The 14,087-nt window shown below is 70.0% G+C and carries 10 protein-coding genes; 8 read left to right on the top strand and 2 right to left on the bottom strand.

Going from position 1 to position 14,087, the window contains the following annotated elements; all coding sequences use genetic code 11:
* Positions 1 to 3 precede the first annotated feature (3 nt).
* Entirely contained in the window at positions 4 to 1,569 is a 1,566-nt protein-coding gene (betC, locus tag J2847_RS10585) for a choline-sulfatase (protein WP_209778957.1), read from the top strand.
* A gap of 96 nt (positions 1,570 to 1,665) precedes the next feature.
* On the opposite strand, the gene tauD is transcribed toward betC, so the two are convergent.
* Positions 1,666 to 2,514 (bottom strand): taurine dioxygenase, encoded by an 849-nt coding sequence (gene tauD / locus J2847_RS10580; RefSeq protein ID WP_325169366.1) that lies wholly within the window; start codon positions 2,512 to 2,514, stop codon positions 1,666 to 1,668.
* Between the two features lie 455 nt (positions 2,515 to 2,969).
* On the opposite strand from tauD, the gene J2847_RS10575 reads away from it, so the two are divergent.
* The 5 genes from J2847_RS10575 to J2847_RS10555 are packed head-to-tail and all read left to right on the top strand — an operon-like array spanning position 2,970 to position 8,819.
* Positions 2,970 to 3,998, top strand: a complete 1,029-nt coding sequence (locus J2847_RS10575; protein ID WP_209778955.1) for a BMP family protein — start codon at positions 2,970 to 2,972, stop codon at positions 3,996 to 3,998.
* Positions 3,999 to 4,015: 17 nt separating this feature from the next.
* On the top strand, positions 4,016 to 5,584 hold the full coding sequence (locus tag J2847_RS10570) for an ABC transporter ATP-binding protein (protein ID WP_209778954.1): 1,569 nt from the start codon (positions 4,016 to 4,018) through the stop codon (positions 5,582 to 5,584).
* Positions 5,574 to 6,623 (top strand): ABC transporter permease, encoded by a 1,050-nt coding sequence (locus J2847_RS10565; RefSeq protein WP_209778953.1) that lies wholly within the window; start codon positions 5,574 to 5,576, stop codon positions 6,621 to 6,623. Before J2847_RS10570 ends, J2847_RS10565 begins: the two co-directional genes overlap by 11 nt.
* A gap of 1 nt (position 6,624) precedes the next feature.
* Positions 6,625 to 7,539: an ABC transporter permease gene (locus J2847_RS10560; protein ID WP_209778952.1), complete on the top strand. Its 915-nt coding sequence runs from the start codon at positions 6,625 to 6,627 to the stop codon at positions 7,537 to 7,539.
* The gene (locus tag J2847_RS10555; protein WP_209778951.1) at positions 7,539 to 8,819 is read left to right on the top strand and encodes an amidohydrolase family protein; all 1,281 of its coding nucleotides are present in this window, start codon (positions 7,539 to 7,541) and stop codon (positions 8,817 to 8,819) included. The genes J2847_RS10560 and J2847_RS10555 overlap by 1 nt, the downstream gene beginning before the upstream one ends.
* 114 nt (positions 8,820 to 8,933) lie before the next feature.
* Here J2847_RS10555 and J2847_RS10550 read toward each other — a convergent pair whose 3' ends face one another.
* Positions 8,934 to 9,590 carry a TetR family transcriptional regulator gene (locus tag J2847_RS10550; protein ID WP_209778950.1) on the bottom strand — a complete coding sequence of 219 codons (657 nt, stop codon included), beginning with the start codon at positions 9,588 to 9,590 and terminating at the stop codon, positions 8,934 to 8,936.
* A 131-nt stretch (positions 9,591 to 9,721) separates the two neighbouring features.
* On the opposite strand from J2847_RS10550, the gene J2847_RS10545 reads away from it, so the two are divergent.
* Together J2847_RS10545 and J2847_RS10540 are read left to right on the top strand one after the other, a co-directional pair.
* The gene (locus tag J2847_RS10545; RefSeq protein WP_209778949.1) at positions 9,722 to 10,930 is read left to right on the top strand and encodes an efflux RND transporter periplasmic adaptor subunit; all 1,209 of its coding nucleotides are present in this window, start codon (positions 9,722 to 9,724) and stop codon (positions 10,928 to 10,930) included.
* On the top strand, positions 10,927 to 14,061 hold the full coding sequence (locus J2847_RS10540; RefSeq protein ID WP_211114695.1) for an efflux RND transporter permease subunit: 3,135 nt from the start codon (positions 10,927 to 10,929) through the stop codon (positions 14,059 to 14,061). Before J2847_RS10545 ends, J2847_RS10540 begins: the two co-directional genes overlap by 4 nt.
* Positions 14,062 to 14,087: the final 26 nt, after the last annotated feature.

Raw genomic sequence — 14,087 nt, 5'->3', positions numbered from 1 at the left:
GTCGTGTCCCGTCCCCCCAACATCCTGTTCATCATGGCCGACCAGCTGGCGGCCCCCGCCTTGCCTTTTTACGGTCATCCGCTGGTCAGGACGCCCAACCTGTCGCGGCTGGCGGCCGAGGGCGTGGTGTTCGAGAATGCCTACTGCAACTATCCGCTCTGCGCGCCCTCGCGCTTCTCGCTGCTGTCGGGGCGGCTGCCGTCCGCCATCGGCGCCTACGACAACGCCGCCGAGTTCGCCTCCTCGGTGCCGACCCTCGTCCATCATTTCCGCGCGGCGGGCTACCGCACCTGTTTGTCGGGCAAGATGCATTTCGTCGGCGCCGACCAGCTCCACGGCTTCGAGGAGCGGCTGACCACCGACATCTACCCGGCGGATTTCGGCTGGACGCCGGACTGGGCGAACGGCGCGCTGCAATACGACTGGTCGCACCACATGGCCAGCGTCATCGAGGCCGGCCCCTGCCACCGCAGCCTGCAAATCGACTTCGACGAGGAGACGGCGCATCAGGCGGTGCAGAAGATCTACGATTATGGGCGGACGGGCGCCGGGCGGGGCGACGAGGCGCCCTTCTTCCTGACGGTGTCCTTCACCCACCCGCACGACCCGTTCAACTGCCTGCCCGAGCATTGGGACCTCTACGACCACGCTTCCATCGACGCCCCCTCGGTCCCGGCGATCCCGCTGGCCGAGCAGGATCCGCACAGCCGCCGCCTGCATGTGATGGACAGCATCCATCGCTACGATCTGACGCCGGAGCGGGTGCGCACGGCGCGCCACGCCTATTACGGCTCGGTCAGCTACGTCGACGAGCTGGTCGGGCGGCTGCTGACCGCGCTGACGCGGGCCGGGCTGGCCGACGACACCATCGTCGTCTTCACCGGCGACCATGGCGAGATGCTGGGCGAGCGAGGCATGTGGTACAAGATGACCTTCTTCGAATGGTCGTCGCGCGTGCCGCTGCTGGTCCACGCGCCAGGGCGCTGGAAACCGGGCCGGGTGTCCGATCCGGTGTCGCACGTCGATCTGTTCCCGACCTTCCTCGACCTGATCGGCGGGCGGGCGCCGCCGCCCGTCGACCCGCTCGACGGCACCAGCCTGCTGCCGCTGCTGGAGGGCCGGAAGCGCGAGGGCGACGAAGCCGTGTACGCGGAGTATCTCGGCGAGGGCGTCCTCGCCCCGGCCTTCATGGTGCGGCGCGGCCCTTACAAGTACATCGCTTGCGAGGGCGACCCGCCGCAGCTCTTCGACCTGGAGAGCGACCCGCGGGAGCTGGTCAACCGCTCCGGCGACCCGCTGCTGGCCGAGGTCGAGGCGTCGCTGGCCGCCGCCGTGGCGCGGCGCTGGGACGCGGCGGCGTTGAGGCAGGCGGTGATCGAGAGCCAGAACCGCCGCCTGTTCGCCCACCGCATCCTGCTGACGGGCCGCCACACGCCGTGGGATTTCCAGCCGCACCGCGAGGCGGCAACCGCCTACGTGCGGAACTTCGGCATCGCCGAAGACACGCTGAAGGCCGTCGCACGGTTGCCGGCGGTGGAGCCGGTGCCGCCGGACTTTCCGGAGGGGTGAGCGCCGGCACACAAGCCCCTAACCCATGCCCCCACCCCGACCCTCCCCTGCGTTAGCGGGGGAGGGTCGGGGTGGGGGCATGTGGCAGGAACTCTCTCACACCGGCCGGTCGCCCAGCACGGTGGCGCGGTGCATCAGGCGGCTGTGCGGCAGATAGTCGTTCACCGCGTAATGCTGGGTCGAGCGGTTGTCCCACAGCGCCAGATCGTCCGGCTTCCAGTTCCAGCGCACGGTGAATTCCGGCCGGGTGACATGCTCGAACAGGATGCGCAGGATTCCGTCGCTCTCCTTCGGGCTCAGCCCGAGGATGTGGGCGGTGAAGTTCTCGTTGACGAACAGGGCCTTGCGGCCGTTCACCGGGTGGGTGCGGACCACCGGATGGACACGCACCGGATTCTTGGCCCGCGCCTCGAGCCAGCGTTCGTACACGCCCGGCGCGTTGTGGCGCCATTCGGGGAAGGAGCGGGTGAAGTCGTGCACCGCCTTCAGCGGCTCCAGCAACCGGCGCAGCGGTTCCGAAAGCGCCTCGTAGGCGGCGAAGGCGCTGCTCCACAGCGTGTCGCCGCCCGACGGCGGGACCTTCTTGGCCGACAGCGCGACGATGGCCGGCGGCGCTTCCACAAAGGTGACGTCGGTGTGCCAGACGTCGTTGTCGGTCGGGTTGTGCGGCCCGGTGTCGAGCACCATGATCTCCGGGAAGTCCGGCACGCTGGGGTAGACCGGGTGGACGTGCAGCGGCCCGAAGCTGGCGGCAAAGGCGCGCTGCTGCGCCGGGGTCAGCGGCTGCTTCTCGAAGAACAGCACTTGATGATGGACCAGCAGCGCCTCCAGCTCAGCGGCGGCCGACGCCGACAGCGGGCGGCTGAGGTCGATGCCGGTGACGCGGGCGCCGATGGTCGGGCCGAGCGGTGTGGCGGTCAGGGTCGGAAAGGCGGCGTCTGGCACGGCTGACCTCGGGCTGGTATTGGGCGTGGGACGAGGAATGGCGGCCGGACACCGGCGGGGCGGGATGCCGGAGGGACAAAGCCACCCCAACCCGCCGGTTTCACGGTCGCGGCGCCGGAAAACCCGATGCGCAGAAGGCCTCCGACGCCGCAGAGCCATGGTAGACCGGTCTTTTATCTACTGTAAATATAGAAAATTATAATCACTATTGACTGTATATTTTTGTTGTTACTGCCGCCCGATTGGCCAATCCCGACCCTTGCCATGGAAGGGTTGCCCATCTTTCGGTCACATGCCAATTTCGTGATCCCTGGGTGCGCGGGGGCCGGACGGAGCCGCAAGGGCGGCGTCATGTGGCACCACCGTTGCAACAAGCCGGGGCTTTGCGCATGGGCGCAGATCGGCGGCGGACGCGCGCGGGCGCGCCGGCGGGCAAGACGACGGAGGGGTTTCGGATGGGTGTTCGGGGATTCGCGAAGGCCGCGCGCGTGGCGCGCCGGGCCGTGCTGGGTGGTGTCGCGGCCGTGGTGGTCGCCGGTGTGATGACGGGCGCCCTGCCGGCCTGGGCGCAGGGCAAGGTCAAGGTCGCCGGCGTCTACACGGTTCCGATCGAGCAGCAGTGGGTCAGCCGCATCCACACCGCGCTGAAGGCCGCCGAGGCGCGCGGCGAGATCGAGTATGTCTGGGCCGAATCGGTCGCCAACACCGACTACGAGCGCGTCATGCGCCAGTACGCCGAGGCCGGCCAGCAGCTCGTCTTCGGCGAGGTGTTCGGGGTCGAGCGCGCCGCCCGCGCCGTCGCCAAGGACTACCCGAAGACCGCCTTCGTCATGGGCTCCAGCTTCAAGCCGCAGGAGCCGAACTTCTCGGTCTTCGACAACTACATCCAGGAGCCGGCCTATCTGACCGGCATGATCGCCGGCGCCATGACCAAGTCGAACGTCATCGGTCTGGTCGGCGGCTACCCGATCCCCGAGGTCAACCGCCTGATGAACGCCTTCGTCGAGGGCGCCAAGGAGGTCAACCCGAAGGTCAAGGTCTCGGTCAGCTTCATCGGCAGCTGGTTCGATCCGCCCAAGGCCAAGGAAGCCGCCTTCGCCATGATCGACCGCGGCGCCGACGTGATGTACGCCGAGCGCTTCGGCGTGTCGGACGCGGCCAAGGAACGCAAGGTGCTCGCCATCGGCAACGTCATCGACACCCAGCCGCAATACCCCGACACCGTGGTGGCGAGCGCCTTGTGGCACATGGAACCGTCGGTCGACCGCGCCATCGCCGCCGTGAAGGCCGGCAGCTACAAGGCCGAGGATTACGGCCCCTATTCGAAGATGGAGCACAAGGGCTCCAGCCTCGCCCCGCTCGGCACCTTCGAATCCAAGATCCCGGCCGAGGTGATCGCCAAGGTCAAGGCCCGCGAGGCCGAGATCCGCGCCGGCAAATTCACCGTCAAGGTCGACGACGGCGAGCCCAAGTCGACGATGTGATCGGACGCCTCCCCGTCATGCCCACACCCGCGTCCCGCGCGGTGTCCGGAGGGGCGGAGGTTGTCCTCCGCCTCGACGGCATCACCAAGCGCTTCGGCCCGCTTCTCGCCAACGACGGCATCTCGCTGACGCTCCGCGCCGGCGAGGTGCTGGCGCTGCTCGGCGAGAACGGTGCCGGCAAGACGACCCTGATGAACATCCTGTTCGGCCATTACGTCGCCGATTCCGGAACCATCGAGGCGTTCGGCCGTCCCCTGCCCCCCGGCTCGCCCAAGGCGGCGCTGCGGGCCGGCATCGGCATGGTCCACCAGCACTTCACGCTGGCCGACAATTTGTCGGTGCTCGACAACGTCGCCGTCGGCACCGAGCGGCTGTGGCGGCCCTGGTCGGACCGCGCGGCGGCCAAGCGCAAGCTGCTGGCGCTGGCCCAGCGCTTCGGGCTGGGCGTGCGGCCCGACGCGCCGGTCGGCGACCTGTCGGTCGGCGAGCGGCAGCGGGTGGAGATCCTGAAGGCGCTCTACCGCGACGCCCGCATCCTGATCCTGGACGAACCCACGGCGGTGCTGACGCCGCAGGAATCCGCCGGCCTGTTCGACACGCTGCGCAAGCTGACGGCGGATGGGCTGGCGGTCGTCTTCATCAGCCACAAGATGAACGAGGTCTTCGCCGCCAGCGACACGGTGGCCGTGCTGCGCGCCGGCAAGCTGGTCGCCACCCACGCGACGGCCTCGACCGACCAGCACCGGCTGGCCGAGCTGATGGTCGGCCGCGCGGTCAAGCCGCCCGCCCCCGCCGCGCTGGTGCCCGGCGCCCCGGTGCTGGAACTGGCCAGCGTGACGGTCGCCTCCGGCCACGGCCGCCCGCTGCTCGACACGGTGGATCTCACCGTGCGGCGCCATCAGGTGATCGGCATCGCCGGCGTGTCGGGCAACGGCCAGACGGCGCTGGCCGAGCTGGTCAGCGGCCTGATCCACCCGGCTGGCGGCCACGCCGCGCTGAAGGGCGAGCGGATCGACCGCGCCGACCCGGCCGGCATGGTGCGGCGCGGCGTCGCCCGCATCCCGGAGGACCGCCACAGCGCCGGCCTCGTCGGCGCCATGGCGGTGTGGGAGAATCTGATCGCCGAACGCTACCGCGACCGGGATTTCTCGCGCTTGGGCGTGCTGCGCCGGGGCGCCGCCCGCGCCTACGCCCGCGAGGTGATTTCCGCCTTCGACGTGCGCTGCCCGGGGCCGGACGCCCGCACGCAGCTGCTGTCCGGCGGCAACATGCAGAAGCTGATCCTCGGCCGCACGCTGGCGCACGGGCCCGACCTGATCCTGGCGAGCCAGCCGACGCGCGGGCTCGACGTCGGTGCCGTGTCCTACGTCCATGGCCGGCTGCTGGAGGCCCGCGCGCGCGGCGCCGGGGTACTGCTGATCTCCGAGGATCTCGACGAGATCCTGGCGCTCGCCGACAGCATCGCCGTCATCCACCACGGGCGCCTGACCCCGCTGCTGCCGCACGGCCGCGTGTCGGTCGGCCAGCTCGGCCTGCTGATGGCCGGGCACTGGGACATTCTTCCGGAGATCGTCGATGCGGCTTGAACCGCGCACCGATACCCCGCTCGCCGTCCGGCTGCTGGCGCCGCTGGGCGCCGTGCTGGCGGCGCTGGCGCTCTGCGCCCTGCTGGTCGCCTGGACCGGCGCGCCGGTGCTGCGCGCCTACGGGCTGCTGATCGAGGGCGCCGTCGGCTCGCGCTTCGCCCTGACCGAAACGCTGACCAGGGCCACCCCGCTGATCCTCACCGGGCTGGCCGCCGCCGTCGCCTTCCGCGCCAAGCTGTGGAACATCGGCGCCGAGGGGCAGCTCTACATGGGGGCGCTCGCCGCCGTGGTGCTGGGCGGCGGGATGCTCGACCTGCCGGCCTGGCTGCTGATGCCGGTCGTGCTGCTCGCCGGCATGGCGGCCGGCGGCGTCACCCTGCTGGGGCCGGCGGTGCTGAAGGTCCGCTTCGGCGTCGACGAGGTGGTGACAACGCTGCTGCTGAACTTCGTCGTGCTGCTGTTCGTGTCGATGCTGCTGGAGGGCGCGCTCAAGGACCCGATGGGCATGGGCTGGCCGCAGTCGGCCCCGGTCGATCCGGCGGCCGAGCTGCCCAAGCTGGTCGAGCGCACCCGCCTGCACGCCGGCCTCGCCATCGCGCTCGGCCTGTCGCTACTGCTGTGGCTGATCGACACGCGGACCATCTGGGGCTACGAGAACCGCGCGGTCGGCGCCAACCCGCGCGCCGCCGCCTTCGCCGGCATGCCGGTGACGCGGGTCATGCTGCGCACGGCGCTGCTGTCCGGCGGGCTCGCCGGGCTGGCAGGGGCGGCGGAGGTCTGCGGGCTGAAGGGCTATCTGACGCTCGACCTGTCGCCCGGCTTCGGCTACAGCGGCATCGTCGTCGCCATGCTGGCGCAGCTTCACCCGCTGGGCGTGGTCGGGGCGGCGCTGTTCATCGCCGGCATCTTCGTCGGCGCCGACGCCATGAGCCGCGCCATGCCGGTGCCCAACTACATCGCCGACGTGCTCGTCGCCACCAGCCTGCTCTGCATGCTGGTCGCCGGGCTGCTGGCGCGTTACCGCCTGCGGCGAGGCTGACGTGACCGAAATTCTCGACATTCTCGTCTCCGCCGCCTTCTGGACGGCGGTCCTGCGCATCGCCACCCCCTATGTGCTGGGCACGCTGGGGGAGCTGCTGTGCGAGCGCGCCGGCGTGCTCAACCTCGGCATCGAGGGCATCATGACGCTGGGCGCCATGGCCGGCTGGATGGCGGTCTACCAGGGCGCCGACCTGTGGACCGGCGTGGTCTTCGCGGCCGGTTGCGGGGCGCTGCTCGGGCTGCTGCACGCGCTGCTGACGGTGCCGCTCGGCCTGTCGCAGCATGTCACCGGCATCGGCGTCACGCTGCTGGGGACCAGCCTGTCCTACTACGTCTACCGCCTCGTGCTGCCGCAGGCGAGCACGCCGCCGACGGTCACTCCGTTCCAGCCGCTCGATTTGCCGGGGGCGCTGGCGCAGACGCCGCTGACCTACCTCGCGCTGGCGCTGGTCGTGCTGGTCGCCTATGTGCTGTACCGCACGCCGGTCGGGCTGGCGGTGCGGCTGGTCGGCGAGAATCCGGCGGCGGCCGAGGCGCAGGGCCTCAACGTCACCGCCCTGCGCATCGGTGCCGTGATGGCGGGCAGCGCGCTGATGGCGCTGGCCGGCGCCTTCCTGACGCTGTCGGCCTTCAACGCCTTCTTCTTCAACATGGTCAACGGGCGCGGCTGGATCTGCGTGGCGCTGGTGGTCTTCGCCTCCTGGCGGCCGGGCAAGGCGCTGCTGGGCGCGCTGCTGTTCGCCGTCTTCGACGCGCTGCAACTGCGGTTGCAGCAGGTGGCCGGCGGCGTCCTGCCTTATCAAGTCTTCCTGATGATGCCCTATCTGCTGAGCATCCTGGCGCTGGTCCTGGTGGCGCGCCGCGCCTCCTACCCGCGCGCCCTGATGGTGCCCTACCGCAAAGGAGAACGCTGATGTTCGATCTGGTCCTGCGCCGCGCCACCCTGCCGGATGGCCGCAAGGGCGTCGACATCGCAATCAAGGACGGCCGCATCGCCGCCGTCGCGCCGGAGCTGCCCGGCGAGGCCGGCAGCGAGGTCGACGCCACCGGCCGGCTGGTGACGCCACCCTTCGTGGACGCGCATTTCCACATGGATTCGACGCTCAGCTACGGGCTGCCGCGCGTCAACCAGTCCGGCACGCTGCTGGAGGGCATCGCGCTGTGGGGCGAGCTGAAGCCGCAGCTGGTCCAGGAGGCCATCGTCGAGCGGGCGCTGGCCTATTGCGACTGGGCGGTGGCGCGCGGCCTGCTGGCGATCCGCAGCCACGTCGACGTCTGCGACCCGCGCCTGCTGGCGGTCGAGGCGCTGCTGGAGGTTCGGAAGCGCGTCGCGCCCTATCTGGATCTGCAACTCGTCGCCTTCCCGCAGGACGGCGTGCTGCGCTCCCCCGGCACCGAGGAGCGGCTGAGGCGGGCGCTCGACCTGGGCGTCGATGTCGTCGGCGGCATCCCGCATTTCGAGCGGACGATGGCCGACGGCGCCGCCTCGGTCCGGCTGCTCTGCGAGATCGCGGCGGAGCGCGGGCTGCTGGTCGACATGCATTGCGACGAGAGCGACGACCCGCTGTCGCGCCATGTCGAGACTCTGGCCTATGAGGCGCAACGGCTGGGGATGCAGGGCCGGGTGACGGGATCGCACCTGACATCCATGCACTCGATGGACAACTACTATGTTTCCAAACTGATCCCGCTGATGGCGGAGGCGAACCTCGGCGTGATCGCCAACCCGCTGATCAACATCACCCTGCAAGGCCGCCACGACAGCTACCCGAAGCGCCGCGGCATGACCCGCGTGCCCGAACTGATGGCCGCCGGGCTGACGGTGGCGTTCGGGCACGACTGTGTGATGGATCCCTGGTACCCGCTCGGCTCCGGCGACATGCTGGAGGTGGCGCACATGGGGCTGCATGTCGGGCAGATGACCGGGCAGGCCGGCATGGCCGCCTGCTTCGACGCCGTCACCGTCAACCCGGCCAAGCTGCTGCACCTCGAGGGCTACGGGCTGGAGCCGGGCTGCAACGCCGATCTGGTGGTGCTCCAGGCCGGCAGCCCGGTCGAGGCGATCCGCACGCGGGCCGCGCGGCTGCTGGTGCTGCGCCGTGGACGGGTGATCAGCCGCTGCGCCCCGGTGCAGGCGGAGCTGGATTTGCCGGGCCGGCCGGCGAGCGTGAGCTTCACGACGCCGGTGGCTTGAGGAAATCCCATCGCAACACCGCTGTCCAGCCCTCTCCCACGGGGAAAGGGCTGGACAGCGTGGTAACGGGTTCCGTGGCGCTTTCACGTCAGCCCAGGCTTCGGTGTCGCCCTGTTACGTCGGAGCCCCGCCGGCTCCCGGGGCCGGATCGCCGGAGATCGCCAGGGAGCGGAAGAAGGCGGTGACGCACTCCTGGGCCAGGGCGACCGCGCGCTCGTCCGGGGCGCCGGCCTGGAGCATCCGGCTCAACAGCCCGATCAGCAGCGCGTGCATCGACAGCGCCGCCGCCGCCGGCAGCCAGTGCGGCGCCAGATCCCCCCGCGCCGCCGCCGCCTCGAAGAATCGGGTCGCGCGTTCCATGAATTCGTCGGTGCGGGCCTGCTTGCGCTCGATGATCCCGCGCATCTCCTCGACATACTCGCAGCGGTGGAACAGGATGGTGAAGACACGGCGGCGCCGCTGGTCGGTGACCATCAGCTGCAACACCTCCTTCAACGTGGCGCACAACGCCTCCAGGGACGAGGCGTCCGCCCGGTCGAGCAGTCCGTGGAAGACGTCCTCCTGCGGCAGCTTGGCGCGGGCCTGCATCGCCTCGAACAGATCGACCTTGTCGTGGAAGTGCCAATAGACGGCGCCACGGGTGACCCCGGCCGCCCGCGCGATCCCCTCCAGCGTGGTGCGCGCGACGCCCTGCTCGAAGAACAGCGCCTCGGCGGCGTCGAGGATGGCGTTGCGGGTCTGCTCCGCTTCTTCTTTCGTCCGTCGTACCATCGGCCTTCCCTCGCGGGCGTCCTTATACAGCGCCTGCCCTCAGGTGTCGCCCTGCCGCTTTACATACATGCATGAATGTCTGTATACAACAGGCGCATCATTTCCCCCGACAGCCCCGTCCGGAAGCCGCCATGACCGCAAGTTCCGCGCGCCACGCCTTTCCTGGTTTCCTCGCGGCGCCGCTCGCCGCGTCGCTGCTGCTTGCCGTCTGCACCGGGCCGGCGCTGGCGCAGACCGCCCCGCCTCCTCCGGAAGTGACCGCCATCCTCGTCCAGGCGCAGGACGTGCCGCTCAGCTTCGAATACGCCGGCCGCGTCGCCGGCTCGCGCGAGGTCGAGGTGCGGGCGCGCGTCGGCGGCATCCTGCTGGAGCGCACCTACGTCGAGGGCTCCGTCGTCAAGCAGGGCGACGTGCTGTTCCGCCTCGACCCCGAGCCCTACCGCGTCAAGCTGGCCCGCGCCGAGGCGCAGCTCCGCCAGGAGCAGGCCCGGCTGCTCCAGGCCGACCGCAACTGGAAGCGCATCGAGCCGCTGTTCCAGCGCGAGACGGTCAGCGGGCGGGAGCGCGACGAGGCGCTGTCGGCGCTCGACCTCGCCCGCGCCAGCGTCGCGGTGGCCGAGGCCGAGGTGCGGGCGGCCAAGATCGACCTCGACTACACCCAGGTCAAGGCCCCGGTCAGCGGCGTCACCAGCCGCGAAACGATGTCGGAGGGCAGCCTCGTCGACACCGGAAGCAACGGGCTGCTGACCAACATCACCCAGCTCGACCCGGTCTACGTCAACTTCGCCATTCCCGACGCCGAGGCGACGATCTACCGCGAGGAGATCGCCAAGGGGACCGTCGCCGCCCCGGCCGACGGCCATCTGCCGGTCGACGTCCGCACCGCCAACGGGACGGTGCTCGGCGGCAGCGGCCAGATCAACTACACCGACAGCACGGTCGACCCGCGCACCGGCACCATCCGCGCCCGCGCCGTCGTCGCCAACCCCGACAACCGGCTGCTGCCCGGCCAGTTCGTCCGCGCGGTGGTCAAGGGCATGACGCTGAAGAACGCCATCGCCGTGCCGCAGAAGGCGGTGATGCAGGGACCGCAGGGCACCTTCGTCTATGTCGTGCCCGGCGAGGGGGCGGTGCAGGCGCAGATCCGCCCGGTCAGGCTCGGCCGCGCCGTCGGCGACCGCTTCGTCGTCGCCGACGGGCTGAAGAGCGGCGACCGGCTGATCACCGAGGGCGTCATCAAGGTGCGCCCCGGCGCCACCGTCAAGGCCGTCGCCCCGGCGGCCCCCGCTCCGGCTGCTCCGGCTCCCGCCGCCTCCCCCGCCAAGGAGGCCGCGCGATGATCTCCCGCTTCTTCATCGACCGGCCGGTCTTCGCGACCGTGCTGTCGGTCGTCATCGTGCTCGCCGGGCTGATGGCGATGCGGGCGCTGCCGATCGCGCAGTATCCCGAGATCGTCCCGCCCGAGGTCGTCGTCTCGGCGACCTACCCCGGCGCCAGCGCCGAGGTCATCGCCGAGACCGTCGCCGCCCCGCTGGAGCAGCAGATCAACGGCGTCGACCGCATGCTCTACATGCGCTCGACCGCATCCTCCAGCGGCACGGTGTCGGTGACCGTCACCTTCCAGATCGGCACCAACCCCGACCAGGCGACCATCGACGTCAACAACCGCGTGCAGGCGGCGCTGGCCCGCCTGCCCGAGGAGGTGCGCCGCCAGGGCGTCACCGTGCGCAAGCGCTCGACCTCGATCCTCCAGGTCGTCACCATGTCCTCGCCGGACAAGCGCTACGATCCGGTCTACGTGTCGAACTACGCGCTGCTCAACGTCATCGACGACCTCAAGCGGACGCCGGGCGTCGGCGACGCCTCGCTGTTCGGGGCCAAGGACTACGCCATGCGCATCTGGCTGCGGCCGGACAAGCTGGCGCGCTTCGACCTGACGCCGAGCGACGTCGCCGCCGCCGTGCGCGAGCAGAACTCGCAGTTCGCCGCCGGCAGCTTCGGCCAGGAGCCGATGGCGACGCCGCAGGCCTTCACCTACAGCGTCACCACCCCCGGCCGCCTGCTCGATCCCGAGGAGTTCGGCAACATCATCCTGCGCGCCGACAGCAACGGCGCGGCGCTGCGCCTGAAGGACGTGGCGCGGGTCGAGCTGGGGGCGCAGGACTACAACTTCTCCGCCACCTACAACGGCAGCCCGGCGGTCGCCATCGGCGTCTATCTCCAGCCCGGCGCCAACGCGCTGGCCACCGCCGAGGCGGTGCGCGCCAAGATGGCCGAGGTCGCCAAGCGCTTCCCCGAGGGCGTCGCCTACTCGATCCCCTTCGACACCACCAAGTTCGTCCAGGTCTCCATCGACGAGGTGATCCACACCTTCATCGAGGCGCTGATCCTGGTCGTCTGCGTCGTCTTCCTGTTCCTCCAGAACTGGCGGGCGACCATCATCCCTCTGCTGGCGGTGCCGGTGTCGCTGATCGGCACCTTCGCCGGCATGTATCTGCTGGGCTTCTCGATCAACCTGCTGACGCTGTTCGGCATGGTGCTGGCCATCGGCATCGTGGTGGACGACGCCATCGTCGTGCTGGAGAATGTCGAGCGCATCATGGCGCAGGACAAGCTGTCGCCGCGCGACGCCGCCTTCGAGGCGATGGAGGAGGTCAGCGGCCCGGTCATCGCCATCGTGCTGGTGCTGTGCGCGGTGTTCGTGCCGGTCGCCTTCATGGGCGGGCTGGTCGGGCAGATGTACAAGCAGTTCGCCATCACCATCGCGGTGTCGGTGGTGATCTCCGGCATCGTAGCACTCACCCTGACCCCGGCGCTCTGCGCCCTGATCCTCAAGCCCGGCCACGCCGAGCCGATCCTGCCCTTCCGCATCTTCAACCGCTGGTTCGAGCGGGCGACCAACGGCTATCTCTTCGGGGTGCGCTTCTTCAACCGCCGGGCCTTCCTCAGCCTGATCCTGTTCGCCGGGCTGCTCGGCGCCACCGCCATGCTGTTCCAGCGGGTGCCCGGCGCGCTGGCGCCGGAGGAGGACCAGGGCTACGTCTTCATGATGCCGGTGCTGCCGCCGGCCGCCTCGCTGAGCCGCACCAACGCCGTGACCGACACCATCAACGGCATGCTGGCCAAGCAGCCGGCGGTGGCCGACGTCGTCACCTTCGCCGGCTTCGACCTGCTGTCGATGTCGAACAAGACCAGCGCCGGCGTGTCCTTCGTGACGCTGAAGGACTGGTCGGAGCGTACGGATCCCTCGCTCGACGCCCGCAAGCTGACCGGCGCCTTCATGGGCATGGCAAGCGGCATCAAGGACGCCATGGTGCTGTCCTTCAACCCGCCGCCGATCACCGGCATGAGCACGACCGGCGGCTTCGAGCTGTATGTGCAGAACCGCGGCGGCGGCAACGCCGAGGCGCTGATGCAGGCGACCAACGCGCTGGTGCAGGAGGCCGCCAAGCATCCCGAGCTGGCCGGCGTGCGCACCACCTTCTCGACCGCCGTGCCGCAATACCGGGTGACCATCGACCGCGACAAGGTCAAGGCGCTCGACGTGCCGCTCAACGTGATCTTCGACACGATGCAGAGCAGCTTCGGCAGCCTCTACGTCAACGACTTCACGCTGTTCGGCCGCGCCTACCGCGTCAACCTGCAATCGGAGCCGGAATTCCGCGAGAAGCCCGACGATTTGCGCCACGTCTTCGTGCGCTCGAACGCCGGCGACATGATACCGCTCGACAGTCTGGTGACGGTCCAGCGCGTCATCGGCCCCGACCTGATGGAGCGCTTCAACGTCTTCCCGGCGGCCAAGGTGATGGGCAGCCCGGCGCCCGGCTACAGCTCGGGGCAGGCGCTGGCGGCGATCCAGGAGGCGGCGGCCAAGGTCCTGCCGGAGACCTTCTCGATCGGCTTCATCGGTTCCGCCTTCCAGGAGCAGGCGACCCAGGGCTCGGCGTCCCAAGCCTTCCTCTTCGGCATCGTCATGGTCTTCCTGATCCTGGCGGCGCAGTACGAACGCTGGTCGCTGCCGCTGGCGGTGGTGACGGCGGTGCCCTTCGCGGTGTTCGGCGCGGTGCTGGCGATCTGGCTGCGCGGGTTGCAGAACGACGTCTATTTCCAGATCGGTCTGGTGACGCTGATCGGTCTGGCGGCGAAGAACGCCATCCTGATCGTCGAGTTCGCGGTGCAGCTCCGCCAGGAGGGCCGCAGCGTCCAGGAGGCGGCGATGGAGGCGGCGAGGCTGCGTTTCCGCCCGATCGTCATGACCTCGCTGGCCTTCATCCTCGGCTGCGTGCCGCTGGCCATCAGCGCGGGCGCGGGTGCCGGCAGCCGCCATTCGATCGGCACCGGGGTGATCGGCGGCATGCTGGCCGCGACCTTCCTGGCGGTCTTCTTCGTGCCGCTGTTCTACCGGCTGGTCTCGCAACTGACCGAGCGGCGGAGGAAGCCGAAGCCGGCGGTGCCGGACGCGGCGGTTTGACCGGCCATCCGGCAGGCTGTCCGCGA

The organism is Azospirillum agricola, from assembly GCF_017876095.1.
GTDB classification, from domain to species: domain Bacteria; phylum Pseudomonadota; class Alphaproteobacteria; order Azospirillales; family Azospirillaceae; genus Azospirillum; species Azospirillum agricola.
Note: the sequence above shows the minus strand (reverse complement) of the source record. Positions and strands in the feature narration are given on the sequence as shown.